The organism is Streptomyces sp. NPDC047515 (assembly GCF_040643055.1).
Classification (GTDB): Bacteria; Actinomycetota; Actinomycetes; order Streptomycetales; family Streptomycetaceae; genus Streptomyces.
On sequence record NZ_JBEYTM010000021.1, the window covers coordinates 86,880 to 112,476 of the forward strand.

Annotated in this window: 21 protein-coding genes; 14 read left to right on the forward strand and 7 right to left on the reverse strand. The window is 71.2% G+C overall.

What is annotated here, in order from left to right:
- The first annotated feature begins 546 nt into the window (after positions 1–546).
- Entirely contained in the window at positions 547–1,260 is a 714-nt protein-coding gene (locus tag ABZ826_RS19370) for a ferritin-like fold-containing protein (RefSeq protein ID WP_361449295.1), read from the forward strand.
- 49 nt (positions 1,261–1,309) lie between these two features.
- Here the strand turns inward: ABZ826_RS19370 and ABZ826_RS19375 are convergent, their stop codons facing one another.
- The 4 genes from ABZ826_RS19375 to ABZ826_RS19390 form a co-directional block, all read right to left on the reverse strand.
- Positions 1,310–1,579 (reverse strand): hypothetical protein, encoded by a 270-nt coding sequence (locus tag ABZ826_RS19375; RefSeq protein ID WP_361449298.1) that lies wholly within the window; start codon positions 1,577–1,579, stop codon positions 1,310–1,312.
- Between the two features lie 298 nt (positions 1,580–1,877).
- Positions 1,878–2,105, reverse strand: coding sequence for a DUF3107 domain-containing protein (locus tag ABZ826_RS19380; RefSeq protein ID WP_218105578.1), 228 nt, complete (start codon positions 2,103–2,105; stop codon positions 1,878–1,880).
- Between the two features lie 144 nt (positions 2,106–2,249).
- Positions 2,250–2,891, reverse strand: a complete 642-nt coding sequence (locus ABZ826_RS19385; RefSeq protein ID WP_351075513.1) for a TetR/AcrR family transcriptional regulator — start codon at positions 2,889–2,891, stop codon at positions 2,250–2,252.
- 168 nt (positions 2,892–3,059) lie between these two features.
- Positions 3,060–3,275, reverse strand: a complete 216-nt coding sequence (locus ABZ826_RS19390; RefSeq protein ID WP_361449302.1) for a hypothetical protein — start codon at positions 3,273–3,275, stop codon at positions 3,060–3,062.
- Positions 3,276–3,384: 109 nt separating this feature from the next.
- Here ABZ826_RS19390 and ABZ826_RS19395 point away from each other — a divergent pair, with 109 nt between their 5' ends.
- The 12 genes from ABZ826_RS19395 to moeZ all read left to right on the forward strand — a co-directional run bounded on the left by ABZ826_RS19395 (position 3,385) and on the right by moeZ (position 18,215).
- Entirely contained in the window at positions 3,385–4,347 is a 963-nt protein-coding gene (locus ABZ826_RS19395) for an alpha/beta hydrolase (protein WP_361449305.1), read from the forward strand.
- Positions 4,332–5,600, forward strand: a complete 1,269-nt coding sequence (locus ABZ826_RS19400) for a DUF3152 domain-containing protein (protein ID WP_361449308.1) — start codon at positions 4,332–4,334, stop codon at positions 5,598–5,600. The genes ABZ826_RS19395 and ABZ826_RS19400 overlap by 16 nt, the downstream gene beginning before the upstream one ends.
- Positions 5,601–5,766: 166 nt before the next feature.
- Positions 5,767–5,862 carry an Ms4533A family Cys-rich leader peptide gene (locus tag ABZ826_RS19405; protein WP_361449311.1) on the forward strand — a complete coding sequence of 32 codons (96 nt, stop codon included), beginning with the start codon at positions 5,767–5,769 and terminating at the stop codon, positions 5,860–5,862.
- A gap of 230 nt (positions 5,863–6,092) precedes the next feature.
- Complete coding sequence (locus ABZ826_RS19410; RefSeq protein ID WP_361449314.1) at positions 6,093–7,817, forward strand: ABC transporter substrate-binding protein; 1,725 nt, start codon at positions 6,093–6,095, stop codon at positions 7,815–7,817.
- A gap of 2 nt (positions 7,818–7,819) precedes the next feature.
- Positions 7,820–8,803, forward strand: a complete 984-nt coding sequence (locus tag ABZ826_RS19415) for an ABC transporter permease (RefSeq protein ID WP_361449317.1) — start codon at positions 7,820–7,822, stop codon at positions 8,801–8,803.
- Positions 8,800–9,789 carry an ABC transporter permease gene (locus ABZ826_RS19420; RefSeq protein WP_361449320.1) on the forward strand — a complete coding sequence of 330 codons (990 nt, stop codon included), beginning with the start codon at positions 8,800–8,802 and terminating at the stop codon, positions 9,787–9,789. Before ABZ826_RS19415 ends, ABZ826_RS19420 begins: the two co-directional genes overlap by 4 nt.
- Positions 9,786–11,399 carry an ABC transporter ATP-binding protein gene (locus ABZ826_RS19425; RefSeq protein WP_361449323.1) on the forward strand — a complete coding sequence of 538 codons (1,614 nt, stop codon included), beginning with the start codon at positions 9,786–9,788 and terminating at the stop codon, positions 11,397–11,399. The genes ABZ826_RS19420 and ABZ826_RS19425 overlap by 4 nt, the downstream gene beginning before the upstream one ends.
- Before the next feature lie 190 nt (positions 11,400–11,589).
- The gene (locus ABZ826_RS19430; protein WP_361449375.1) at positions 11,590–13,434 is read left to right on the forward strand and encodes a DUF3492 domain-containing protein; all 1,845 of its coding nucleotides are present in this window, start codon (positions 11,590–11,592) and stop codon (positions 13,432–13,434) included.
- A gap of 85 nt (positions 13,435–13,519) precedes the next feature.
- The gene (locus ABZ826_RS19435; protein ID WP_361449326.1) at positions 13,520–15,019 is read left to right on the forward strand and encodes a hypothetical protein; all 1,500 of its coding nucleotides are present in this window, start codon (positions 13,520–13,522) and stop codon (positions 15,017–15,019) included.
- 154 nt (positions 15,020–15,173) lie between these two features.
- On the forward strand, positions 15,174–16,139 hold the full coding sequence (locus ABZ826_RS19440; protein WP_361449329.1) for an NAD-dependent epimerase/dehydratase family protein: 966 nt from the start codon (positions 15,174–15,176) through the stop codon (positions 16,137–16,139).
- Complete coding sequence (locus tag ABZ826_RS19445; RefSeq protein WP_361449332.1) at positions 16,127–16,951, forward strand: spherulation-specific family 4 protein; 825 nt, start codon at positions 16,127–16,129, stop codon at positions 16,949–16,951. The genes ABZ826_RS19440 and ABZ826_RS19445 overlap by 13 nt, the downstream gene beginning before the upstream one ends.
- A gap of 85 nt (positions 16,952–17,036) precedes the next feature.
- Positions 17,037–18,215, forward strand: coding sequence for an adenylyltransferase/sulfurtransferase MoeZ (gene moeZ / locus ABZ826_RS19450; RefSeq protein WP_114246509.1), 1,179 nt, complete (start codon positions 17,037–17,039; stop codon positions 18,213–18,215).
- Between the two features lie 84 nt (positions 18,216–18,299).
- On the opposite strand, the gene ABZ826_RS19455 is transcribed toward moeZ, so the two are convergent.
- The 3 genes from ABZ826_RS19455 to ABZ826_RS19465 all read right to left on the reverse strand — a co-directional run bounded on the left by ABZ826_RS19455 (position 18,300) and on the right by ABZ826_RS19465 (position 24,802).
- Positions 18,300–19,880, reverse strand: coding sequence for an alpha/beta hydrolase (locus ABZ826_RS19455; RefSeq protein WP_361449336.1), 1,581 nt, complete (start codon positions 19,878–19,880; stop codon positions 18,300–18,302).
- Between the two features lie 190 nt (positions 19,881–20,070).
- Positions 20,071–21,675: an alpha/beta hydrolase gene (locus ABZ826_RS19460; protein WP_361449339.1), complete on the reverse strand. Its 1,605-nt coding sequence runs from the start codon at positions 21,673–21,675 to the stop codon at positions 20,071–20,073.
- Positions 21,676–21,934: 259 nt separating this feature from the next.
- Complete coding sequence (locus tag ABZ826_RS19465) at positions 21,935–24,802, reverse strand: lysylphosphatidylglycerol synthase domain-containing protein (protein WP_361449342.1); 2,868 nt, start codon at positions 24,800–24,802, stop codon at positions 21,935–21,937.
- A 221-nt stretch (positions 24,803–25,023) separates the two neighbouring features.
- Between ABZ826_RS19465 and ABZ826_RS19470 the strand changes: the two genes are divergently transcribed.
- Complete coding sequence (locus ABZ826_RS19470; RefSeq protein ID WP_361449345.1) at positions 25,024–25,515, forward strand: MGMT family protein; 492 nt, start codon at positions 25,024–25,026, stop codon at positions 25,513–25,515.
- The last annotated feature ends 82 nt before the right edge of the window (positions 25,516–25,597 follow it).

Sequence of the window (25,597 nt, forward strand, 5' to 3'; positions counted from 1 at the left end):
CGAGTTCTCGGAACGTAGTCAGGGTGCTGCCTCTTCTGTGAGACGCGGTCCGAGGCGAACGCTGGGGGTCGTACCGTGCCGGGGTTGGTCATCCGGCCGTGGATGGGCCGGGTGGCGCGGGACCACTGCCGTCGCTCGAGCGCTCGTGCCGCTGAGGGGGCCCCTCATGTGCGGTCGTACGTGGCGTACGCCCCGCGCGGAGGGCTGTCGGGTCGGAGCCGATCGGGCCACCGACCGGGCATCCTCATTCAATTTCGCATCACCGGTACATCCAAAGTACTCAGTAGACGCAATACCACTGTACCCCGGATTCGCGCATCCGTGTTGGGTGCATCGCAAAGGACCCCGCGCAGCAGTGCTGGACGGGGCTTTCCTGATGCCAAGCGCGGCGCGGGCTATTCTGCGCTTCGTGACTCCTCCCCGAGGGGCTTCTCACTCGACTGCGAAGCAGTCTCATGACGGACAAGCCCTGCCCGACGCATCATGCGTGGCAGGAAAGTATCAGCCGCATGTGATGCTCCGCTGACATATAGGAAAGGTTGCGCCGTGGCAGAGAGCGAGCACACAGGTATCGCCGCCCAGGACTGGGCCACCGCGTCCGTGGAGCCGCAGTACCGCGCAGCGGTCGTGGACCTGCTGGGAGCACTCGCGTACGGGGAGCTGGCGGCCTTCGAGCGGCTCGCCGAGGACGCCAAACTCGCGCCGACGCTGGCCGACAAGGCGGAGCTGGCAAAGATGGCCTCCGCCGAATTCCATCACTTCGAGCGGCTGACGGACCGGCTGACCGCGATCGAGGTGGAGCCGACCGGCGCGATGGAGCCCTTCGCCAAGGCGCTCGACGACTTCCACCGCCAGACCGCTCCGTCCGACTGGCTGGAGGGCCTGGTCAAGGCGTACGTCGGCGACTCGATCGCCAGTGACTTCTACCGTGAGGTCGCCGCCCGGCTCGACTCGGACACCCGCTCCCTCGTCCTCGCCGTGCTCGACGACACGGGACACGGCAACTTCGCCGTGGAGAAGGTGCGCGCCGCGATCGAGGCCGACCCGCGTGTCGGCGGCCGGCTCGCGCTCTGGGCGCGCCGGCTGATGGGCGAGGCGCTCTCGCAGGCGCAGCGCGTGGTGGCCGACCGCGACGCGCTGTCGACGATGCTCGTGGGCGGCGTGGCGGACGGGTTCGACCTGGCGGAGGTCGGGCGGATGTTCTCGCGGATCACCGAGGCGCACACCAAGCGGATGGCGGCGCTGGGACTGGCCGCCTAGCACCTCCACCCGGGTCGTCCGGCGTCCGTCGCACGGGTGCCGGACGCTCTCAGGCCGCCGCTGATCGGCTCAGGCGGTGACTTCGGGGGCGGACCAGCAGCGAGAGCGTCACGGCCCCGACCAGCGCCGCGCCGACCAGCGTGGCCACCGAGTGGCCCGGTCCGAGCACCGAGTGCATGAGAAACGCGCCGAACAGGGCTCCCAGAGCGCCGGTGGTGAAGACGGCACGGCGGGACGGGAGCCGGTCGGGCAGCGAATGGAGCCCTGCCCAGGCCAGGGCGAGTCCGAGCACGACGGAGCCGAGAGGTTCCAGAATCACAGATGATCACCTCGCGTGTTGCGGGGCGGGTAAGAGGAGCTCACACAATGGGCGCCCGGCTCGCGACGCCCGGCACGCACGCTCCCCTTGTGTGAGCTCCTCTAAATCGGTCGTTAGCGGTACTACCCGAGGGGGGCGGAACGCAACCCTCCTCGCACGGGGTTCGCACCGGAATCGCCCCGACGGGCGGAAACGCGATCGGTGAGGCACGGACGGAGCCGCGGGCCGAACGCAAAGCGGCCCGGCGGGGGATCCCCCGCCGGGCCGCTGTCACGACCACCGCGTCGAGCGTGCCGCCCTACAGCGCGCCGAACCCCACGCGGCGCGTGCTGGGCTCGCCGATCTCCACGTACGCGATCCGGTCGGCCGGCACCAGGACCTTGCGGCCCTTCTCGTCCGTGAGGCTGAGCAGCTGCGCCTTACCGGTGAGAGCCTCGGCGACCGTGCTCTCGACCTCTTCGGCGGAAAGCCCGCTCTCCAGAACGATCTCCCGGGGCGTGTGCTGCACCCCGATCTTGACCTCCACGGCTATGTCCCTCCGACGGTCAGTCCCTGCGCGGTGTGAACCGCGCCGTACGCAGCACACATTAGCCCGCTGAGGGGAGCCGTCAGGGGCCGGTGGGCCACGCCCGCAGCGAACACGGGCGCCCGGCCGACCCGGCCGCCGCCGTCAGTGCTGCTCGATGCCGTGCAGCGGGAAGCCCGCGATGCCGCGCCAGGCCAGCGAGGTGAGCAGCTGAACCGCGGTGTCGCGCGGGATGGCGGACTGGCTGGAGAGCCAGTAGCGGGCGACCACCTGGGAGACGCCGCCCAGACCGACCGCGAGCAGCATGGACTCGTCCTTGGACAGTCCCGTGTCCCCGGCGATGACGTCGGAGATCGCCTCCGCGCACTGCAACGAGACCCGGTCGACGCGCTCGCGGACCGCGGGCTCGTTGGTCAGGTCCGACTCGAATACCAGCCGGAACGCGCCGCCCTCGTCCTCCACGTACGCGAAGTACGCGTCCATCGTCGCGGCGACGCGCAGCTTGTTGTCGGTCGTCGACGCCAGCGCCGTACGGACCGCCTGGAGCAGTGACTCGCAGTGCTGGTCGAGCAGCGCCAGATAGAGCTCCAGCTTGCCCGGGAAGTGCTGATAGAGCACCGGCTTGCTGACCCCGGCCCGTTCCGCGATGTCGTCCATGGCCGCGGAGTGGTAACCCTGCGCCACGAATACTTCCTGCGCGGCGCCCAGCAGCTGGTTGCGTCGGGCGCGGCGAGGCAGTCGAGTGCCTCGCGGGCGCGCCGCCTCGGTCTGCTCGATGGCTGTCACGCCGCCTCCCAAATATGTGATCGGACACAGCCTTTCCGTGCACGCTGCGCCGTACCGCCATCGTACTTTTGGGTAACCCGGGTGCGCGCGGCGCGGACGCAGAATTTCATGGACCGGACGGCTGCGGTAGCCACAGATTCGTCGACCGCTGGGGCAAAGCGGGGCGAATCAGCGATAATCGTCTTCGTCCTGTGCGACCACACGAGCTTGTTCCGCCGCATCCGCCTCATTGGCGCTGTCCCGGTCGATGTCCGTGAGCGGTTCGTCGCGCCGCTGCTGGAGATCGGCCCGCTGCTCGGCGGCGTCCGCCCGGGGCGTCTCCTGGTCCGGCTCGTCCGGCTGGATGTCCTCGAAGGTTTCCGGGTCGCTGGGGTCGACCGTCATGGTGACTCCCTTCCTTGCTAAGAGCCTAGGAGCTACCCCCGCGAGCCGCTATGCGATCTGTGACCGCGAACACATGAATCGTGGTGTGATCGTCTCGTAACATTGCCGCATGTCTTCGACCGAGCTGCCGGGCGTCCGCGCCGCCGCCGCGGTGGCCCCCACGGTGAGCACCGTCAGGGTCGCGGAGGGCGAGGAGTTGCGCTCCGTCGCGCTGCCCGGACTGACGCTGACCGTCCGGACCCGGCCGCCGGAGCGGACCGGGCTGCCGCCCGCGCTCTATGTGCACGGGCTCGGCGGCTCCTCCCAGAACTGGTCGGCGCTGATGCCGCTGCTCCAGGAGCTGGTGGACGGGGAGGCGGTCGACCTGCCCGGTTTCGGGGACTCGCCGCCGCCGGACGACGGCAACTACTCGGTCACCGGACATGCCCGCGCCGTGATCCGCTTCCTCGACGCGGCGGAGCGCGGACCGGTCCATCTGTTCGGCAATTCGCTCGGCGGTGCCGTGGCCACCCGGGTCGCCGCGGTCCGTCCCGACCTGGTGCGCACCCTCACCCTCATCTCGCCCGCGCTGCCCGAGATCCGGGTGCAGCGCACCGCCGCGCCGACCGGACTGCTGGCCGTTCCGGGCGTCGCCAAGCTGTTCGCCCGCATGACCAGGGACTGGACCGCCGAAGAGCGCACGCGGGGTGTCATGGCACTCTGTTACGGCGATCCGGCGCGCGTCTCTGAGTCGGGCTTCCGTGCGGCGGTGGCCGAAATGGAGCATCGGCTGGAACTGCCGTACTTCTGGGACGCGATGGCGCGCTCGGCGCGTGGCATCGTCGACGCGTACACGCTGGGCGGGCAGCACGGACTGTGGCGCCAGGCCGAGCGGGTGCTCGCACCGACCCAACTCGTGTACGGCGGACGGGACCAGCTCGTCTCGTACCGGATGGCACGCAGGGCGTCCGCGGCCTTCCGCGATTCGCGACTGCTGACACTGCCCGACGCGGGGCACGTGGCGATGATGGAGTACCCGGAGGCGGTCGCCCAGGCGTTCCGGGATCTGCTCGACGAATGCGGCGGGAGCTGATCCGGGGCGTGGGACGACATAGCCGAAAAGGCCCCGCAACCACGGGGTCCGATACCGAGGCCCTCGCGAACGCGGACGCCGGCCGAGAAGGTACCCGCCCGGGGCCCGGGAGCGGGCGGCGCCGGAAGTCGGCCGATGCGCCCGCCGGTACGGACGGGCACGCCCCGTTCCAGCAGGCCGGCCATGTCCGCGGCGGCCACCCCGAACAGCGTGAACCCGGCGGCGGCTGGGGGACCGGTCCGCGGCAGACGGTGCCCCGGCGCGCACAGCAGGCCGGGGCCCGGCCGCTGGTACCGGGGCCGCGGCGCGAGTTCGTCGAGGCCTTCGACGCACCACCCGCGCCGCCCGCACCCCGGAGACCTTCCGCCCCGTCGGCCGATCCGAAAAGCCCGGTCGGCGAGCGCGACGAACAGCCGTCGGGTGGTGACGCCGGCGCGCCGACGCCCGCCAAGGGCGCCAGGGGGCGCACGTTCACCGGCATAGCGGCCGCCGCGGTGACCACCGTGCTCGCGGTCGTCGTGGCCGCACAGGTCGCCCACGACGACGGAGGCAGCAGCACCGCGCGGTCCGCGGGCGTCGACCGGGACGGCACCGAGGGTGCCTCCCGCTCGGACGACCGGCCGACCCCGAAGGCGGCGCAGGTCAAGCCTCTTTCGTACGCGGAGAAGATGGCCAAGGCCTATCCGCTCGCGCCGAAGCTTCACGGGTCGGGGAAGTTCGAGGCGGTTCTGGGCTCGGCGAAGGCCCCGGGCCGGGGGCACAAGTACCGCTACCGCATCGATGTCGAGAAGGGTCTCGGGCTCGACGCGGCGCTCTTCGCCCGAGCCGTCCAGGAGACGCTCAACGACGACCGCAGCTGGGCGCACGACGGCGCCATGACGTTCGAGCGGATCTCCTCCGGCGACCCCGATTTCGTGATCACCCTGGCCAGTCCCGGGACCACCGGGGACTGGTGCGGCAAGTCGGGGCTGGACACGACGCAGGACAACGTCTCGTGCGACTCCGCCGCGACCGAACGCGTGATGATCAACGCCTACCGCTGGGCGCAGGGGTCGTCGACGTTCGGTCCGGACAAACTCTTCGCCTACCGCCAGATGCTGATCAACCATGAGGTCGGTCACCGGCTGGGTCACGACCATGTGAGTTGTCGCACGCCGGGAGCGCTCGCTCCGGTGATGCAGCAGCAGACCAAGTCCCTGAACATCGGCGGGATCAAATGCCGGCCCAACCCCTGGGTGTACCCCAGCAGTTGAATCGCAAGGGGCGGGGCTCGGGGTGTTCCGGGCCGCCCCTCGATCGGGCCGGCCCCCACCGCCTTCCGCGGGACCTGAGCCACCACGCCTGGAGCTCGTCCATATATTGAGATGGATGTCTCATTCTGCGTTGACATCCCCTGGGCGCTGATCCATATTTCTCGACATGTCACGCAGCCCCGTCACCCTTGAGCGCGCCGCCATAGAGCTGGCGCTCATCGGCGTGACCGGGCACAGCGTCGCCGACATTCACTGTTGCTGACGCCTGCCCGAGTGCGCGTCGCCCCCCGTCCGAGACCTGAACCGGTCCCGGACGGCCATTTCTGACTGCCGCGCGCCGGGTGTACTCCGTCCGCAGGCGCGACAGTGTCAGTGAGTTCCGGTCATCTCGTCCCATGGGCCGACCGGCTGTGTGCATTCGCTCTCGTTGCTGCCTGCACGGAAATTCCCTCGTTCATTTCTTCAGGCAGTACTCCGAGAGGTCACCTTCCGATGCGTCAACCGTCCGTCATATCGCGCCGCGTGGCAGCGGCCGCCGCAGTACTCGTCGTGGCCGCGGGTGCCGCGGCCTGCGGGCCCCAGGACAGCAAGGACAGCGACGGCAACACCGGCGCGGCGGACACGCCCCACAAGGGCGGCACACTCACCGTCCTCAACAGCAAACCGCAGTCCGACTTCGACCCCGCTCGGCTCTACACCTCCGGTGGCGGCAACGTCCCGTCCCTCGTCTTCCGTACGCTCACCACCCGCAACCGGGAGGACGGTGCGGCCGGCGCGAAGGTCGTCCCCGACCTGGCCACCGACCTGGGCACGTCCAGCAAGAACGCCACCGTGTGGACGTACACCCTCAAGGACGGTCTGAAGTACGAGGACGGCACCGCGATCACGAGCGCCGACATCAAGTACGGCATCGAGCGCTCCTTCGCCGCCGAACTCTCCGGCGGCGCGCCCTACCTGAGGGACTGGCTGATCGGCGGGGCCGACTACCAGGGCCCGTACAAGGACAAGAAGGGCCTCGACTCGATCGAGACGCCCGATGCGAAGACGATCGTCTTCCACCTCAACAAGCCGGAGGGCGAATTCCCCTTCCTGGCCACACAGACCCAGACGACGCCGGTGCCGAAGGCCAAGGACACGGGGACCAAGTACGAGGAGCACCCGATCTCCTCGGGGCCGTACAAGGTCGTCAGGAACGAGGGTGACGGAGAGCGCCTCGTCCTGGAGCGCAACCCGCACTGGTCGGCGGCGACCGACGAGGAGCGCAAGGCCTACCCCGACCGGATCGACGTACGCTCCGGGCTGGACTCCGCCGTCATCAACCAGCGTCTGTCCGCGTCGCGGGGAGCAGACGCCGCCGCCGTCACCACCGACACCAACCTCGGCCCGTCCGAGCTCGCCAAGGTCACCGGCGACAAGAAGCTCGCCGCCCGTGTCGGCACCGGCCACTTCGGCTACACCGACTACATCGCCTTCAACCCGAAGAGGAAGCCCTTCGACAATCCGAAGGTGCGTCAGGCGATCTCGTACGCCGTCGACCGCTCCTCCGTGGTCAACGCGGCCGGCGGCTCCTCGCTCGCCGAGCCCGCCACCACCTTCCTGCCCGACCAGAAGGCATTCGGCCACACCCCCTACGACCACTTCCCGGCAGGGAGGTCCGGCAACGCGGCCAAGGCGAAGGAACTGCTCAAGGAGGCCGGCTACCCGGGCGGGCTGACCGTCACCCTCACGCACTCCAACGAGAAGGACTTCGCCACCGGTCCGGAGATCGCCACCGCGCTCCAGGAGGCGCTGAAGAGGGCGGGCATCACGGTCGAGCTCCGGGGCCTGGAGAGCAACGACTACTCCGACACGGTCTACAACATGAAGAGCGAGCCCGGCTTCTTCCTCGGCGGCTGGGGCGCCGACTGGCCGTCCGGCGGTCCGTTCTTCGCACCGGTCTTCGACGGACGTCAGATCGTCAAGTCCGGCTACAACTTCAACTCCGCCCAGCTGAACGACCCCGCGGTCAACAAGGAGATCGACGAGATCAACAAGCTGGTCGACCTGGGCGCCGCCGCGAAGCACTGGGGCGCGCTCGACGAGAAGGTCGGTGAGCAGGCGCTCACCGTGCCGCTGTTCCACCCGGTCTACAAGCGCCTGTACGGCGAGTCCGTCAAGAACGTCGTCATCAGCGACTGGACCGGTGTGCTCGACATCTCGCAGGTCGCGGTCAAGTGACCATGGCCGAAGCACTACTGGCCGAGGAGGCGGGGGCCGCCGAGGTCCCCGCCTCCGGGGCCCATCCGTTCTGGCGACGGCTGCGCGCCCGGCGCGCGGCCCTCGTGGCGGCCGTCGTCGTCGCCCTGCTGGTCCTGATCGCACTCGCCGCACCGCTGCTCGCGGCCATCGAGGGCCAGGACCCCACCACGTACCACCCGGATCTCGTCGACTCCGCCACCGGCGGGGTACCGCTCGGCTCCTTCGGCGGGATCAGCGCCGGGCACTGGCTCGGCGTCGAACCGCTCACCGGACGCGACCTGTTCGCCCGTGTCGTCTACGGGGCACGGGTCTCGCTCGGCGTCGCGCTGGCCGCGACCCTGCTCCAGGTGGTCATCGGGGTCGGCATCGGCCTCGCGGCCGGGCTCGGCAACCGCTTCGTCGACCAGGCGCTCAGCCGGGTCACCGACGTCGTGGTCGCACTGCCCGTCATGGTCATCGCGCTGGGCGCGCTCGCCGTCGTACCCACCGGCTTCCCCCGCCCGGTCCTGATCGCCGTGATCATCGGCCTGGTCGGCTGGTCCGGCACCTCCAAGATCGTGCGGGCCCGGACGCTCGCGCTGAAATCGCTCGACCACGTCTCCGCCGCCCGGCTCGGCGGCTGGAGCTCCTGGCAGATCGCCCGGCGCGAACTGCTGCCCGCGCTGGCCGCGCCCGTCATCACATACGCCGTACTGCTCGTCCCCGGCAACATCGTCGTCGAAGCGGCCCTTTCCTTCCTCGGTGTCGGCATCAAGCCGCCCACACCGTCCTGGGGACAGCTGCTCAGCGACGCGGACACCTGGTACCAGGCCGCGCCCACCTATCTGCTGATCCCCGCCCTGCTGCTGTTCGTCACCGTGCTGGCGCTGACCGTCCTCGGCGAGGGCGTACGCACCGCACTCGACCCGCGCGCCGAGTCCCGGCTGCGGATCGGCACCGGACGGAAGAAGGAGGCCGACGCATGAGGTGGTTCCTGCTCAGGCGCCTCGGCGGGGCGCTCTTGGTACTGCTCGCGCTCAGCGTCGTCGTCTACGCGGCCTTCTACGTCGCCCCCGGCAACGTCGCGCAGATCGCCTGCGGTCCGCGCTGCTCGCCCGCGCAGGTGGCGCAGGTCAGCGAACAGCTGAACCTGGGCGACCCGTTGTACGTGCAGTACGCGCACTTCCTCCAGGGTCTCTTCGCCGGGCGCGACTACTCGACCGGAACCGGGGTGTTGCACTGCCAGGCCCCCTGCCTCGGACTCTCGTACCAGAGCGACCAGCAGGTCACCGAGCTGATCCTGGCCAAGTTCCCGGCCACCGCGTCGCTCGCCCTCGGGGCGTTCGTGCTGTGGATGCTGCTCGGCGTCGGGACCGGGCTGCTCTCGGTGTGGCGGCGTGGCCGGCCGACCGAGCGCATCCTCACGGGGATCACCCTGGCCGGCATGGCGACGCCGGTCTTCGTCATCGGGCTGCTGCTGATCATCATCCTGGTCACGGCGCTCCAGATCCTGCCGTTCCCCGACTACGTGCCGCTCACCGAGAACCCGGAGCAGTGGGCCTGGAACCTGCTGCTGCCCTGGATCTCGCTGGCACTGGTCTCCGCGGCCCCGTACGCCCGGATGACCCGCGCCTCGATGCTGGAGACCCTGGCCGAGGACCACGTGCGCACCTTCAGGGCGTACGGGGTCGGCGAACGGGCGCTCGTGGGGCGGCACGCGCTGCGCGGTGCGCTGGCGCCGGTGATCGCGCTCGGCGCACTGGACATCGGCTCGATGTTCGGCGGCGCCGTACTCACCGAATCGCTCTTCGGGATTCCGGGGGTCGGCCGCGAACTCGTCGACGCCGTGAAGCACGTGGACCTTCCGGTGGTCGTCGGTCTGGTGCTGGTCACCGGATTCTTCGTCGTCCTCGCCAATGCCGTCGCGGACATTCTGCAGGCGATGGCCGACCGAAGGGTGGTGCTGGCATGAGCCTGGTCGAAGTCTCCGATCTCTCGATCTCGTTCGGCGATGTGCGGGCGGTGGAGGAACTGTCGTTCTCGCTGGAGGCCGGTGGCGCGCTCGGCGTCGTCGGTGAGTCCGGCTCCGGCAAGAGCGCCTCGGCGTACGCCCTGCTCGGACTGCACCGGGGGACCGGCGCCAGGGTCGGCGGCTCGATCCGGGTCGCCGGGGTGGAGGTGAGCGCGGCGGACGACGCGGAACTGCGGGCCCTGCGGGGCGCGAAGGCCGCGATGGTCTTCCAGGACCCGCTGTCCTCGCTGGACCCGTACTACGCGGTGGGCGACCAGATCGCTCAGGTCTACCGGGTGCACAACCGGGTCTCCCGGCGGGTGGCGCGGGCTCGGGCCGTCGAGGTGCTGGACCGGGTCGGGATTCCCGACGCGGTACGGCGCTCCCGCTCCCGGCCGCACGAGTTCTCCGGTGGGATGCGGCAGCGGGCGCTGATCGCCATGGCCCTGTCCTGCGAGCCCCAGCTGTTGATCGCCGACGAGCCGACAACCGCCCTGGACGTCACCGTCCAGGCCCAGATCCTGGACTTGCTGCACCAGTTGCGGCACGAGACGGGCATGGGGCTGCTGCTGGTCACGCACGACGTGGGCGTGGCGGCCGAATCGGTCGACGAGGTGCTGGTCATGCAGTCGGGGCGGGCGGTGGAACGGGGGCCGGTGGGCGAGGTGCTCGTGGCGCCGCGCGAACCGTACACGCGGGCGCTGCTGGCGGCGGTGCCGAGAGTGGCGGAGCCGAGAGCAGCGGTGCCGAGGGGCCAGGACCGTCCGGAGGCCACCGAGGACGGCCCGGCAGCCGTGGACGGCGAGGCGCTCGTCGAAGCCGTCGACGTCCGGCAGGTGTTCGGCAGGGGCGCGTCCGCCCTCGCCGCCGTCGACGGTGTCTCGCTCACCGTCCGCCGCGGTGAGACCCTCGGCATCGTCGGCGAGAGCGGCAGCGGGAAGACCACCCTCGGGCGAATGCTCGTCGGACTGCTGGAACCCACCTCGGGGCTCCTCAACCGCCGGGCCCGGGTGCAGATGGTCTTCCAGGATCCCGTCTCCTCGCTCAACCCGCGCCGCTCGATCGGTGAATCCGTCGCCGATCCGCTGCGGGCGGCCGGGGAGCGCGACGAGGCCGTGATCCGGGCGCGGGTGCGGGATCTGCTGAAGCGGGTCGGGCTCGACCCCGCGCAGTACGACCGCTATCCGCACGAGTTCAGCGGCGGCCAGCGCCAGCGTGTGGGGATCGCGCGGGCGCTGGCCGCCGAGCCGGAACTGATCGTCTGTGACGAGGCCGTCTCCGCACTCGACGTCACGACCCAGGCCCAGGTGACCGCCCTGCTGGCGCAGTTGCAGCGGGAGCTGGGTCTGGCGCTGGTCTTCATCGCGCACGACCTCGCCGTCGTACGGCAGGTCAGCGACCGGGTCGCCGTCGTGCGGCGGGGCCGGATCGTCGAGGAGGGCGAGGTGGACCGGGTGTACGAGAACCCCCGGGACCCGTACACCAAGCAGCTCCTGGCCGCCGTTCCCGCGCTCGACCCGGCGCTCGCCGCGGTCCGTCGCGCAGCCCGCAAGGAGCTGGCCACTGCCTGACTCCGAGTGATCGACTGCTCCCATAGCGCGACTGAACGCTGCCGGGGCGGGAAAGTTACGACGGTTCACCCCTTTCGGTGGCGCGACGGACAACCGTCCGTCGCGCCACCGGCGTATCCGCTTACGGTCGTCCCGCTGTGAGTCGCCGTCCCGACGGCGGCCGCCCACAAGGGAGATCGGGGGTGTGCTCGTGCGGATCGGACTTCTCACCGACGGTGGTTATCCGTATGCGATCGGTGAGTCCAGACTCTGGTGCGACCGTCTGGTGCGCGGACTCGCGCAGCACGAGTTCGATCTCTTCGCGCTCAGCCACTCCGCCGAACAGGAGGCACAGGGCTGGGTCCCGCTCCCGACGCAGGTCAGCCGGGTGCGGACGGCGCCGCTGTGGACGGTCGACGAGGACACCCTGGGCACCCGCGCCCCCAAGGGGCTGCTCGCCCGGATGGTGACGGGCGGGGGCGGTCGCTCGTACGGGCGGCGCGAACGGCAGCGGTTCACGGCGCACTTCACGGCTCTCGCGACCGCTGTCTGCGGCGCGGGTGCGCCTGGTGCGCCGGGTGGCTACGAAGCTGGGGGTGCGGGCGGGGCAGCGGGTTCCGGTGAACGCGGTGACGAGGGGCGCGAGGTCGCCGGCGTCGCTGACACGCGATTCACCGAAGGCCTGTACGGACTCGCCGAACTGGCCCGCGAACGCGGGGGGCTGCCCGCAGCACTCCGCTCCGAGACCGCCCTGCGCGTGCTCGAATCCGCCTGCCGCGCTCCGGGCACCGGACGCACCGTCCAGGCCGCCGCCGTCCCCGACCTCCTCGCCTTCGCCCGGGAGCTGGACCGCGTGCTGCGCCCGCTCTCCCTCGACTGGTACGACGAGGAGAGCCTCGGGGCGGTCGACCTCTGCCACGCCACGTCGGGCGGGGCCGCGGCCCTGCCAGGACTGCTGGCCAAACGCTTCTTCGGGGTTCCGCTGCTGGTCACCGAGCACGGCGTGCGGCTGCGGGAGCACTACCTCGCCGCCACCGGCTCCTCCGTGAGCGCGCCGGTACGCGCCCTGCTCGCCGGCCTGCACGGGCGGCTCGCCGGCGAGGTGTACCGGCAGGCCGCGATCGTCACCCCGGGCAGCACCCACGCCCGCCGTTGGCAGGAACGGTGCGGCGCCGAACGCGAGAAGCTGCGCACCGTTCACGCCGGGATGGAGTCCGGCCGGTTCACGGCGCTGGGGGAGAGCGGCGACAGCGGTCCCGACGACACACTGGTGTGGGTCGGCCGGATCGAGCCCGCCAAGGACCTGGTCGCGCTGCTGCACGCCTTCGCGGACGTGCGGAAGGCCGAACCGGACGTCCGGCTGCGGATCATCGGGTCGGCGGCGCAGGGCCCGGAGGGCACCGGTTATCTCGCGCACTGCCGGGCGCTTGCCGCCCAGCTGTTCCCCGACGAGGCAACGGACGCGCACGCCGTCGGCGACAACCCGGTCTCCTTCGAGGACATCGGCGGAGCCGAGGTGCGGGATCTGCCGGAGGCCTACGCGGCGGGTGGAGTCGTCGTTCTGTCCAGTGTGGTCGAAGGCTTTCCCACCGGTCTGGTCGAAGCGATGTTCTGCGGGCGGGCCACGGTGTCGACGGACGTCGGCGCGGTGGTCGAAGTCATCGGTGGTACCGGGCTGGTGGTGCCCCCGCGCAATCCCAAGGCGCTCGCGGACGCCTGTCTCGCGCTGCTGCGCGACCCCGAGCGCCGCGCGCGGCTCGGAGCGGCGGCGCGCGCCCGTGCGATCGAGCTCTTCACCGTCGAGCAGAACCTCGCGGCATTCCGTGGCATCTACCTGGAGCTGATCTCACGCGCCCCGGTGCACAGGGAGGCCGACGCGGTGGACGCCGACGGAGAACCGCGCCCGTTCGCCACCCCGCCGGAGGCACAGGTCCAGGGCCCGTGGACGGCCTTTGCCCCCGCCCCGGCAGCCGCGGCCGATCGCGCGCCCAGCTGGGCCGCCGAGCCCGGGGCCGTCTGCGCGGGGGCGCGGGGAGCGGGTGGCGGCGATGCGTGAACGGGAACAGGGGAGGGGAGGTCCGGGCCGCGGCGGCGACCCCGGACGGTCCGACGCAGTCGGCGACGATCACGGAGGAATCACCATGGGCCGCCCGACCGGGGTGTCCGACGCACCCGCCGCACCGGCGGCGGGCGGAAGCCGGGACCCCCGCTCCCGGGCCCTGGCCTCCGGGTCCCTCGCCTCCGAAGGGGCCGTCGTCGCGGAGGAAGCCGCCGGGGATGACGTCGGCACGGGGCGAGCCGTCGAGGGTGACGGCGATGCGGAGCGAGCCGCCGGTACGGAGCGAGCCGTCGCGGAGGACGCCGCCGCAGCACAGCCCGCCGGGGGGCCGGGTGCCGGACAATGGGCCGCCGGAGAGGAGACGTCCGGAGAGGAGGCCTCTGGCGGGCAGCGCCCCGGCGGACAGCGCTCCGGAGAGCAGGCAGTCGGCCCCCGCGCCCCCGAGATCGCGCGCGCCGCTCCGGCGCGCAGGCTCGGTGCTTCGCGCCGCGGTCCCGCCGACCCCGTGAAAACGCTGATGCACCGCCATCGTGCACTGTGCGAGCGGGCCGTCGATCCATTGGAGATCGCCGCCGGGCTCGAAGCCCACGGTGTCACCGACCGGGCCGCCGCCCGCTACCGGCACCGCGATGTCTTCTCGCTCGCCGAGGAACTCTTCGCCCGGGTACCCGCCGTCATGGAGGAGCCCGCAACAGGACTCCGCGCGCCGGAGCGTGACACCGAAACACGCGCCGCCTGGACGCTCCGCGCGCTGGTGCCGGGCGCCGCCTGCCTCGCGACCGCTGGAGCGTTGAGGCTCACGGAGGGCGCTCTTGGCAGCCAGGGGCGGCTCGTGATCACCCTCGTCGGAGCGCTTGTCGCACTCATCGGCCTCGCCCTCAGCCTGCGCAGCGGCCCCCTGCACGCCGGGAGCGGCTCCTCGGGCGCCACCCATGTCTACAGCTGCTGGCTCCTCGGCTACGTCCTCTACGGTGACGCACTGCTCGACCAAGTCCTGAGCGGCGGCCCCGAAGGCCCCTGGACGATCACCCCCGCACCGCTGCTGGGGCTGGCCCTCTCCGTCGCCCCGGCCGCCTGGTGCGCGCACCTCTTCTCCGTCCACGCACACCGCAAACTCATCGGCAGCCGTGCGCTGGAGGAGTTCGCCGCAGGCGTGCGCCCCCTGTTGTTCAGGGCCGTCGTGCTCTACCTGGGCGCCCTCGCCGGGTTGTTGTACCTCGCCGACCTGGGATACGGGGGCGGCGGCTCCTTCGTCGGGGCGGCCGCGCTCGGGGCGCTGCTCCTGCCGGCCCGACTGCTGAGCGTCCACGGCTTCCCCGGGCCCGCAGCCGCCGGACTCGCCGCCGCCTGTGCCGCGGAGGCCCTGGCCCCTGCCCTGGTCCTGGCCGGGCGGCTGCCCGGTCTGCCCTTCCTCGCCCGCCCCGTCGACGTACTCGTCGCGGCGGCGGGCACCGGAGCCGTATCCGCCGTCGCCTGTGGCACGGCCGCGCTCGGGCTGCTGATCACCGCCACCGTCGCCCTCTCCCGGGCGTCCGCCCACACCACAGCTCACTTCGGCGACGAAACCCGCACCACCGAGTAACCGCGCGACCAGAACCGCACCACTCGCACGCCCCGCGGAGCCGACGCCGCGGGTCCTTTTCCCGTACCGCACCTCACTTCCTCAAGGAGACACCGGACATGACCCCCCAATCCCCCGCACCGGCAGCCAGCCGTCGGCACGAAGGGGGCGCACGATGAGGGTGCTGCTGCTCGGAGCCAACGGATTCCTCGGCCGTTTCGTGGCCGACCGCCTGCTCGCTGATCCCGCCGTGCACCTCACGGCGCTCGGCCGCGGCGACGACGCCGACGTACGGTTCGACCTCGCCAGCGGCAGCCCCGGCGCGCTGACCCGCTTCCTGGACGCGGTCCACCCCGGAGTCGTCGTCAACTGCGCGGGTGCCACCCGGGGCGGGGCCCGTGATCTGACCCGCCACAACACCGTCGCCGTCGCCACCGTCTGCGAGGCGATGCGGCGCAGCGGCTGTACGGCCCGGCTCGTGCAGGTCGGCTGTTCCTCTGAGTACGGGCCCTCGCAGCCCGGCTCGTCGACCGCGGAGGACGCGATCCCGCGCCCCGGCGGCCCGTACGGCGTCAGCAAGCTCGCCGCCACCGAACTCGTCCTCGGCTCCGGCCTCGACGCGGTGGTGCTGCGGGTCTTCTCCCCGGTCGGCCCCGGCACCCCGGCCGGTTCACCGCTCGGCAGGCTCGCCGAGGCGATGCGCCGGGCCATGCAGTCCGGCGACGGCGAGCTGAAGCTCAGTGGCCTCGGCGTGCAGCGCGACTTCGTCGACGTACGCGATGTCGCGCGCGCCGTGCACGCCGCTTCGCTCTCCGCAGCGCAGGGCGTCGTCAACATCGGCACCGGCCGTGCCGTGCGGCTCCGGGACGCGGCCGCCGTCCTCGCCAGGGTCGCCGGATACGCGGGCGCGCTCCACGAGCTCGACTCGCCCCCGCCCCGGCTGCCCATCGGCGCCCCGCGCACCTCGACCGAGTCGGTCATCGAGCACCTCTCGGCGACCCCGTCCCCCTACCCCGACGGCTGCGGAGCCTGGCAGCAGGCCGATGTCCGCACCGCCAGGGACCGGCTCGGCTGGCGCCCCCGGATCAATCTGGAGGAGTCCCTCGCCGACATCTGGATGGAGGCGGCGTGCCGTATCTGACCCCCACCGGCACCGTCCGTCGGACCAGCGGCGCCGAACAGCTCGGCTTCGGCGTCCCCGGATACGCGCACCCGCTGCTCGCCCCGACCGAGTGGGCCGAGCTGGTGCGCCCCGGCACCCCGCTGCACTGGGCGGTCCTCAACATCGACTCCGGCCCCGGCGCCCGCCCCGACCCGCACTGTCTGGAGGCCGCGGGCCGGCTCCGCAACGCACGAGAGCGGGCGGTGCACGGCGACGCCCCGCAGGACTCCGTGCGCGCGGCGGGCGGGCGGCTGCTCGGCCATCTCGATCTGGCCTTCGGCAGCCGCTCGTTCGGGGAGCTGATCGCCGACGCGCAGTCCTTCCTCGACTGGTACCGCGTCGACGGCTTCTATCTCGGCCGGTGCCCGGCCGGGCGTGCCGGACTCCCGGCGGTCCGCCGTCTCACCAGCACGCTCGCCACGCTCCTCGAACACGGCGACCGCGGCGAGGGGACCGGTCCGCTGGTGCTGGGGCTGGGCACCCACCCCCACCCGGGCTACGCCGAGGCCGCCGACCAACTGGTCACGTTCTCCGGCCCCTGGACCGACTACCGTTGGTCGCAGGTGGCGGAGTGGACCGCCGCCTACCCGCCGGAGCGGTTCGCACACTTCGTCCACGGGGTTCCGCGCACCCACCTCGAAGAGGCCATGCGCATCGCCCGCTGGCAGGGCGCGGGCACCATCTTCTTCACGGACCGGGACGATCGACACGGACAAACGGACCCATTCGCGGCGCTGCCCAGCTACTGGGACGAAATCGTCTCGCGGATCGGACCTGGTATCTCGGAATGAGAAGGGGCGTGGCAGTGTTACCGGAAGCACAACCGTACGTAGATGAAGTACGTAGAAACCGACCACCTGCATTGTTGAGGTTCCTGTGTCGCTGCCACCCCTGGTCGAGCCAGCTGCCGAGCTCACCGTCGACGAGGTCCGCAGGTACTCCCGCCACCTGATCATCCCGGATGTCGGGATGGACGGGCAGAAGCGGCTGAAGAACGCGAAGGTGCTCTGTGTCGGCGCCGGCGGTCTCGGTTCGCCGGCCCTGATGTACCTGGCCGCCGCCGGTGTCGGAACGCTCGGCATCGTGGAGTTCGACGAGGTCGACGAGTCGAACCTGCAGCGCCAGATCATCCACAGCCAGGCCGACATCGGCCGCTCCAAGGCCGAATCCGCCAAGGACTCGGTGCTGGGCATCAACCCGTACGTGAACGTGGTCCTGCACGAGGAGCGGCTCGAAGCCGACAACGTGATGGACATCTTCGCGCAGTACGACCTGATCGTGGACGGCACGGACAACTTCGCCACCCGCTATCTGGTCAACGACGCGGCGGTACTGCTGAACAAGCCGTACATCTGGGGCTCGATCTACCGGTTCGACGGCCAGGCGTCCGTCTTCTGGTCCGAGCACGGCCCGTGCTACCGCTGCCTCTACCCGGAGCCGCCCCCGCCGGGCATGGTCCCCTCCTGCGCCGAGGGCGGCGTGCTCGGGGTGCTCTGCGCCTCGGTCGGCTCCATCCAGGTCACCGAGGCCATCAAGCTGCTCGCCGGCATCGGCGACCCGCTGGTCGGCCGACTGATGATCTACGACGCCCTGGAGATGCAGTACCGCCAGGTCAAGGTCCGCAAGGACCCCGACTGCGCGGTCTGCGGCGAGAACCCGACCGTCACCGAGCTCATCGACTACGAGGCCTTCTGCGGCGTCGTGTCCGAGGAGGCTCAGGAGGCGGCGCTCGGCTCCACGATCACTCCCAAGCAGCTCAAGGAGTGGATCGACGCGGACGAGAAGATCGAGATCATCGACGTCCGTGAGCCGAACGAGTTCGAGATCGTCTCGATCCCCGGTGCCAGGCTGATCCCGAAGAACGAGTTCCTGATGGGCAACGCCCTCCAGGACCTCCCGCAGGACAAGCGCATCGTCCTGCACTGCAAGACCGGTGTCCGCAGCGCCGAGGTCCTCGCGGTCCTCAAGTCGGCGGGTTTCGCCGACGCGGTGCACGTGGGCGGCGGCGTGATCGGCTGGGTCAACCAGATCGAGCCCGAGAAGCCGGTGTACTGAACGATTGCCGCACTGGCACCCACCTGCCGAAGGGGCCGGTCCGCGCGCTGCGGACCGGCCCCTTCGACGTACCCACACTCCGCGTCACGAGCAGGTCTTGCCGTCCGCCGGAACCTTCCCGTCCAGGAAGTACGCGTCCACGGTCGCCGTTACGCACGCGCTCTCGCCGTACGAGCCGTGCCCCTCGCCCTTGTTGGTGAGCATGACGCCGACGCCCTTGCCCAGCTCGTCCGCCATCCTCCGCGCGCCCTCATAGGGCGTCGCCGGGTCGCCGGTCGTACCGACGACCAGGATCGGACCGGCGCCCGGGGCGCTCGCCTCCGGATGGTCGTGCTCGCCCTTCACCGGCCACTGCGCGCACCAGCCGGCCGTGTCCCATGCCAGGAAGGGACCGAACACCGGCGACAGTTTGCGGAACTCGGGCAGCAGGGCGCGCGCCTCGGCCGCCGTCGGCCGGAGCCTGCTGTCCGCGCAGGAGATGGCGCGCTGCGAGTGGTTCTGGGTGTCGTAGTGCCCCTTCTCGTCACGACCGTTGTACGCGTCGGCCAGCTGCAGCAGCATGGTGCCGGTGCCGCTCTTCTCGGCCTCGTCCAGCGCCCGGGTCAGATACGGCCAGCTGCTCTTGGAATAGAGCGGCATGACGATGCCGGTGATGGCCAGCGACTCGTTGAGCTCACGGCCCGAGCTCGTCGGCAGCGGCTTCTTGTCGAGCTGTTCCAGCAGCCGGGTGATGCGCCGCGTTCCGTCCTTCGGGTCCTGGCCTCGGTCCTTGAGGTAGTTCTCCAGCGCCCGCTGGAAACCGGTCGCCTGGTTGCGGGCGTGCCCGATCGCGTCCGCGGTCGGGTCGACGACGGCGTCCAGGACGGTCCGGCCGATGCGCTCGGGGAAGAGGTGGGCGTACGTGCCGCCGAGCTCCGTGCCGTAGGAGATGCCGAAGTAGTTGAGCTTCTTCTCGTCCAGCACCTGACGGATCAGATCCATGTCCCGGGCCGCGTTGGTCGTGCCGACGTACGGCAGAACCTTGCCGGAGCGACGCTCGCAGCCGGCGCCGAAGGCCGCGCCGTCCTTCATGAACGCCGCCTCCTCCGCCGGAGTGTCCGGGGTCATGTCGACCTTCCGGTTGGCGTCCTCCGTCTCCTTGTCGGTACGGCAGTTCACTCCCGCGCTGGCCGCGACCCCGCGCGGATCGAAACTCACCAGGTCGTAGCGGGTGTTGAGCTTGCGGTACGAGTCGGCGAGCCGCGGCAGCATGGAGACTCCGGAACCGCCGGGGCCGCCGAAGTTGAACAGCATCGCGCCGAGGCGCCGGGCCTCGCCCTGGGCATTCTTGCGGATCACCGCGATCCCGATGGTGTCGCCGTCCGGCTTCGCGTAGTCCAGTGGCACCTTGACCTTGGCGCACTGCCAGTCGTCGCCGGGTGCGCTGCCGCCCGCGGGGGCCTCGCAGGTGTTCCAGTCCACCTGCTGGGAGGTGAGGGCCGCAGGCAGCGGGGGTGAGCCCGGCCGCCCGTCCGGCGTGGCGGGCGTACCGCCGGGCGAGGACGCCGCACCGGGGTCCGTCCGGTCGGCCGGTTTGTCGTCCGTACCACTGTCACAGCCCGCGAGCAGGCCTGTCAGCAGAAGTGCGGCGCCGGCCAGAGCCCCGGCGCGTGCGTGTCCGACCACGTGTTGCGTCCTCCCCGATGTGCGTGTTCACGACGACGTGCAGAAGGTGCGCCCATGCTAGGGCCTCTCGTTCGGATCATGCCGGGCTCGCGTGTTCCGAACGAAAACCCTGGGCCGTGTCGCGAACCGCCGTCCGCCGTGCGAGACGACCTCCCGGCACGGAACGCCTGGGGTGTCTCGGACCGGTCGTTCACTTGCAGACGGTGCCGGCCGCCGGAACCGTGCCGTCCAGCAGATAGGCGCTCACGGTCTTCTGCACACAGGCGTTGCCGCTGTTGTACGCGCCGTGCCCCTGGCCCTCGTACGTCAGCTCCACCCCCACACCCTTGCCCAGCGCGTCGGCCATCGCCTTCGCTCCCTCGTACGGGGTCGCCGGGTCGCCGGTGTTGCCGATGACCACGATGGGGGGCGCGCCGGGGGCGCTGACGTCCGGGGTCTTCCAGGCGCCCGCCACCGGCCAGCCGGTGCAGGTCATCAGGCCCCAGCCCAGATAGTCACCGAAGAGCGGCGACGCGGACCGGAACTCCGGAAGTTTCGCCTTGGTCTGATCCGAGGTGAAGCGCTGCTTGGAGTCGGCGCAGTTGATGGCGGTGTTGGCAGCCACCAAGTTGTTGTAGCGACCGTCTTCGGAACGGCCGTTCAGCGAGTCGGCGAGGGCGAGGAGCAGCGCGCCGTTCCCGCCGTCGGCCTCGTCCACACCCTGTTCCAGCAGCGGCCAGGTCTCCTTGGAGTAGAGGGCGGCCGCGATGCCGGTGGTGGCCAGGGTCTGCGTAAGCTGCCGGGACCCGAGCCCCGGGATCGGCTTCTTCTCCAGCCTGGCGAGGAGGCCGGAGATCCCCTGCTCGACCTCCTTCCCGGTGGCGCCCGGAAGCTTGCAGGCGTCGCCACGGGCCGCGCAGTCCTTGGTGAAGTTGTCCAGCGCGAGCTGGAACCCCTTGGCCTGGCCGAGTGAGGACTGCTCGACGTCCAGGGTCGGGTCCACCACCCCGTCCAGCACCGACCTGCCGACGTTCTTCGGGAACAAGTTGGCGTAGACGCCGCCCAGTTCGGTGCCGTAGGAGATGCCGAAGTAGTACAGCTTCTTGTCGCCGAGCACCTGACGCATCAGGTCCATGTCGCGGGCGGCGTTGGTGGTGCCGACGTAGGGGAGTTCCTTGCCGGAGTTCTTCTTGCAGGCCAAGGCGAACATCTTGGTGTCCTTGACGAAGGTATTCACCTCGGCGGCGGTGTCCGGAGTGCCGTCGCTCTCGTAGCGGACATCGAGTTGCTGGTCGGTCTCGCACTCCACGCCCGCGCTGCGGCCGACTCCGCGCGGGTCGAAGCTGACCAGGTCGTAGCGGGAGCGAAGCTTCTCGTAGTCGGTGCCGAAGGCGGGCAAGGTGGCCACACCGGAGGCGCCGGGGCCGCCGAAGTTGAAGATGAGGGAGCCGATCCGCTTGTCCAGGTTCCTGGCCCTGGCCCGGATGAGTGCCAGCTCGAACGTCTCGCCGTGCGGCTTCGCGTAATCGAGCGGCGCCCTCATGAAGGAGCACTCCCACGGGGTCCCGCCGGGCAGCGGCGTCGGCGCCTTTCCGCTGCCCTGTGCCGGGGACGGGGCCGGGCACGGCTTCCACGTGAGCTTCTGGGAACTGAGGTCGCCGGAGCTGCTCGCCTCGGCGGCGTTCGCCGCGAGCGGGGAGCTCCGGGGCCCGTCCGGGCCGTCCTTGCTGCCGCTCTCCGAGCAGGCGGTGATGGGAAGGAGCACGGTGACGGCGGCGGCGAGAGCGGCGGCACGCAGGGCGGGGGAGGTCCTCATGGCCCCATCGTGCGGCGGGAACGGGACCGGTGCACGGGGCACGGTCCAAGCGGGTGGCGGTTCTCTCGCCCGATCGGCCGACTGGTCTTGCCGCTGTCGGACCGGCCCAGTGGACGTCCGGCCGGGGTGGGGGAGGGCTGGATCGGGCTCGCGTACGTGGGGCCGGGACAGGGGCGGTGGATCGGCTTCGCGTGCGGGGGACCGGTGCCCCGGACGAGCCGTCGGGCCGCCGAGGGACCCGTCCGGCCGCCGACGGCCGTCAGAGCTCGCCCTTGCGGGTCAGATGGTTGAAGCAGAGCCAGCCGGGGAGCACCGGCAGCCACAGCGTCAGCAGCCGATAGAGCAGAACGGCCGGTGCCGCGACCTCCTTCGGCAGGCCGACCGCGATCAGCCCCAGCGTCAGCGCACCCTCGACCGCGCCCATTCCGCCCGGTGTGGGCGCCGCCGACCCCAGCGCGTTGCCGGCCAGGAAGACCACCGCGATGCTCGCGTAACTGAGCCGCGGCACATCCGGACCGCTGAACGCCCGGACCGACGCGTCCAGACACATCACGAACACGCCGGTCAGCAGCAGCATCCCGCCGATGCCCGTCAGCAGCTTCTGCGGGCGCTGCACCACGTCGAGCATGCGGGGAACGACTCCGGCGAACAGCGACCGCACCCGTGTCACCACGAACTTCCGCAGGAACGGAACCGCCGTCACCACCAGCACCAGCACCGCGACCGTCAGCAGCCCGGCGATCACCGTCCTGGACGGGGTCAGCGAGGACGGGGTCTTCTCCGTACCGGTCAGATAGCCGAACGCGGCCAGCAGCAGAATGTGGCAGCCGAGACCGAACAGCTGCGAGGCGCCGACACTCGCCACGGCGAGCCCCGGACGCACTCCCGCACGCTGCAGGAAGCGCGTGTTCAGCGCCACGCCGCCGACCGCGGCCGGGGCGACGAGCTTCACGAAGGAGCCGGCGACCTGCGCCAGCACCGTCTTGCCGAACGGCACCCGTTCCGGCACGAAGCCCAGCAGGCTCATCGCCGCCGCGACATAGCTGAGGGCCGAGAAGCCGACCGCGGCCGCCACCCAGCCCCACTCCGCCTGCTCGACGACCGCGCCGAAGTCGGCCTGGGTGAACTGCGAGATGAGGAAGTACGCGGCGATCGCGCCGGCGATGCAGCTGAACAGGGTGCGTGCCTTGATGCGCTCCAGCCGGACCGGTTCGACCGGTGCCTGCGGTCGGATCAGCAGCACCTGCTGTCGCATCTGGGAGAGCAGATCCTCTTCGCGCGCCTCCTCCAGGGCGTCGTCCATGGCCCGCTTCTCGGCCTGCTTCTGGTTGCGAAGCGACTTCCGTGCGGCCTTGCGCGCGGCCTTGTGGTCGGCCGCGCGTTCGGGCCCCGCTCCGGCGGCGGCCGTGTCCTGGTCCGCCCCGTGTTCGAGCGCCCTGGCGCGCTTGGCCACGTCCGACGCGTCGAGCACCGCCTCGCGCTCACGCTGCGCGCGTTCCCGGGCGAGCCTGCGCAGGGTCGCCCGGGTGGAGCGGCTCAGCGCGATCGGCTGGAGCAGCGGCAGACAGTCCGCGACGGCATCGGGGCCGAGCACCTCCAGCGCGCCGGCGACGGCCCGCTCGGCGCCCACCCGCAGGCCGGTGGTGGTCAGCAACTGGGCGACGTCCATCCGCAGCACCAGATCACCGGCCGCGATCTCGCCGCCGCGCAGATCGGTGACGAACACGTTGCCGGCACGGTCGACCAGGATGGCGTCCCCGGTGAGCCTGCGGTGCGCGATCCGCCGCGACTGGAGCGCCTTGACCTGGCGCCAGGCCCCGCGCACCAGCTCGTCGGTGATCTCGGAGTCCTCCAGCGCGTCCAGCGAACGGCCGCCGATGTGCTCGTACACCAGCATCACGGCGTCGGGCCCGAGCTCGGAGGTGGCGATCAGCTTGGGCGCGTTGGCCCCGGCGGCGATCGCCGCGTACGCGAGCAGCGCCTCCTGCTCCAACGCCTGACGAAGCGACTGGATGGAGCGGCGCTGGGTGATGCCGCGCAGGGTGAGCCTGCGCCAGACCCGGTAGAAGAAGCCCTGGGCCTGTTGCTCACGGTCGACGACCGTCACATCCAGGGGCGGCCCGTCCTCCAGGGTGACCAGATAGCGGCGCCCCCGGTCGTTCTGGTCGCCGGAGTCGGGGGTGTCCTCGGCGCGCATCGCGTTGACCGGGTGGAAGCCGACATGGCGCAGACCGGCCATCAGGTGCTGGCCGGTCGGCCGGACGTTCGGCGAGCCGACCGCGTACAGCGTGCCGTATGCCACGGTCCAGCCGATCAGCACGGTGAGGACGATCGAGAACGGGGTCGTGTAGCCGCCGACCAGCATGGCGAACGCGTCGAGCAGCAGCACCACCCACAGCGCGACCCGCCAGCGCGGCCGTCTCGCCATCCCGACCGCCGTCATATAGGCGATCACGGGAGCGAGATAGCCGTGGACGGGATCGGTGAGTCCGTCACCGGGCTGCGGCTGGGTCAGGGCGTCCTGGATGGTGCCGGGGGCGGACTTGGCCACCCACAGGTCGGCGGCGAGCGTGACGCCGTGCGCCAGTACGGCGGCGAGCACGCCGTCCGCGATCCGTAGCCCGTCGCGTTTGATCAGCCGCTCGATGGCGAAGGCGACGGGGACGAGGAGCACGGCGATGCTGGAGACCAGACCGCCGGTCTTGATCAGGATGTCGGGCGCCTGGCCGGTTCCCTTGTTGATGTCCTGTTCGAGACCGGTGGTCGTGCCGTGGGCGAACGCGATGACCGAGAGCAGGACGACGATCGCCAGGACCCCGATGAGCAGCCGCATGAGATCGGAGGGCCGGTGCACCCGGGCGGGGAGCAGCGGCTCGTCCCCCGAGACGCGCTCGGCCTGTTCCGCCGCGGTGGTCGAGAGCGTCGAGCCGGCCAGATGCCCGGGGAGCGCCTGCTGCTCCGCACCAGGCATTCCCTGCTCCGCACGGGAAGTCTCCTGCTCCGCACCAGGCATTCCCTGCTCCGCACGGGAAGTCTCCTGCTCCGCACCGGGCTCTTCGGCGGGCCTGTCGGACGCGTTCGGGTGCGGTTCGGCGTCAGGGGCGTCCGCCGCCTTCGGTGGCTGCACGCCCTGCTCCTTCGTCGCCTCTGATTGGTCTTCGTGTTCTCGTATCACCGGTCACCGTCCGCACGATGGTGGCACGGCCCGGCGACAGAGGAGCGAATCAGGGTGCACTGCGCGGACACGCGAAGCGCAAGATACGCTCCTTTGTCCCCGCACGCACGCCCCGTGAAAGGACGCTCGCGGATCGCGCCGGACTGTCGGTGGAGTACGGCAGGATGGGCCGGATGAGCCAACACCGGACGAGCGGCGACGGGACGAGCGGCGACCGGACGATCCACGACCGGGCGATCGATGCAGGTGCGATCGACGGCGGTGTGATCGACGACCGGGCGGTCGACGGGCTGCCTGAGTACGCGGAGCGGGTGCTCGATGTCACCGAGCTGATCCCGCCAGGCCGTGTCATGACGTATGGAGATGTCGCCGAATGGCTGGGCGACGGGGGCCCGCGCCAGGTCGGCCGGGTCATGGCGCTGTACGGGGCCGCAGTGCCGTGGTGGCGCGTGGCGCGTGCCGACGGGGCACTGCTGCCCGGCCACGAACTGCGTGCGCTGGGCCACTACCGGGAGGAGAGCACCCCGCTGCGCGAGGCCTCGCGCAGCGCCGAGGGGCATCTGCCGCGCCTCGACATGAAGCGGGCACGGTGGGACGGCGTCACCGGCGGCGCGGACGCGGGCGCGAGCGCGGGCAGGGACAAGGGCGGAGGTGCTCACACCTGACAGCTTCGGCCATTCGGGGGCGCAACGGGCGGCGGCGGGCCCGGTGCGTGATGCGGAACACGACGCGTTGCGTGGCAGCACC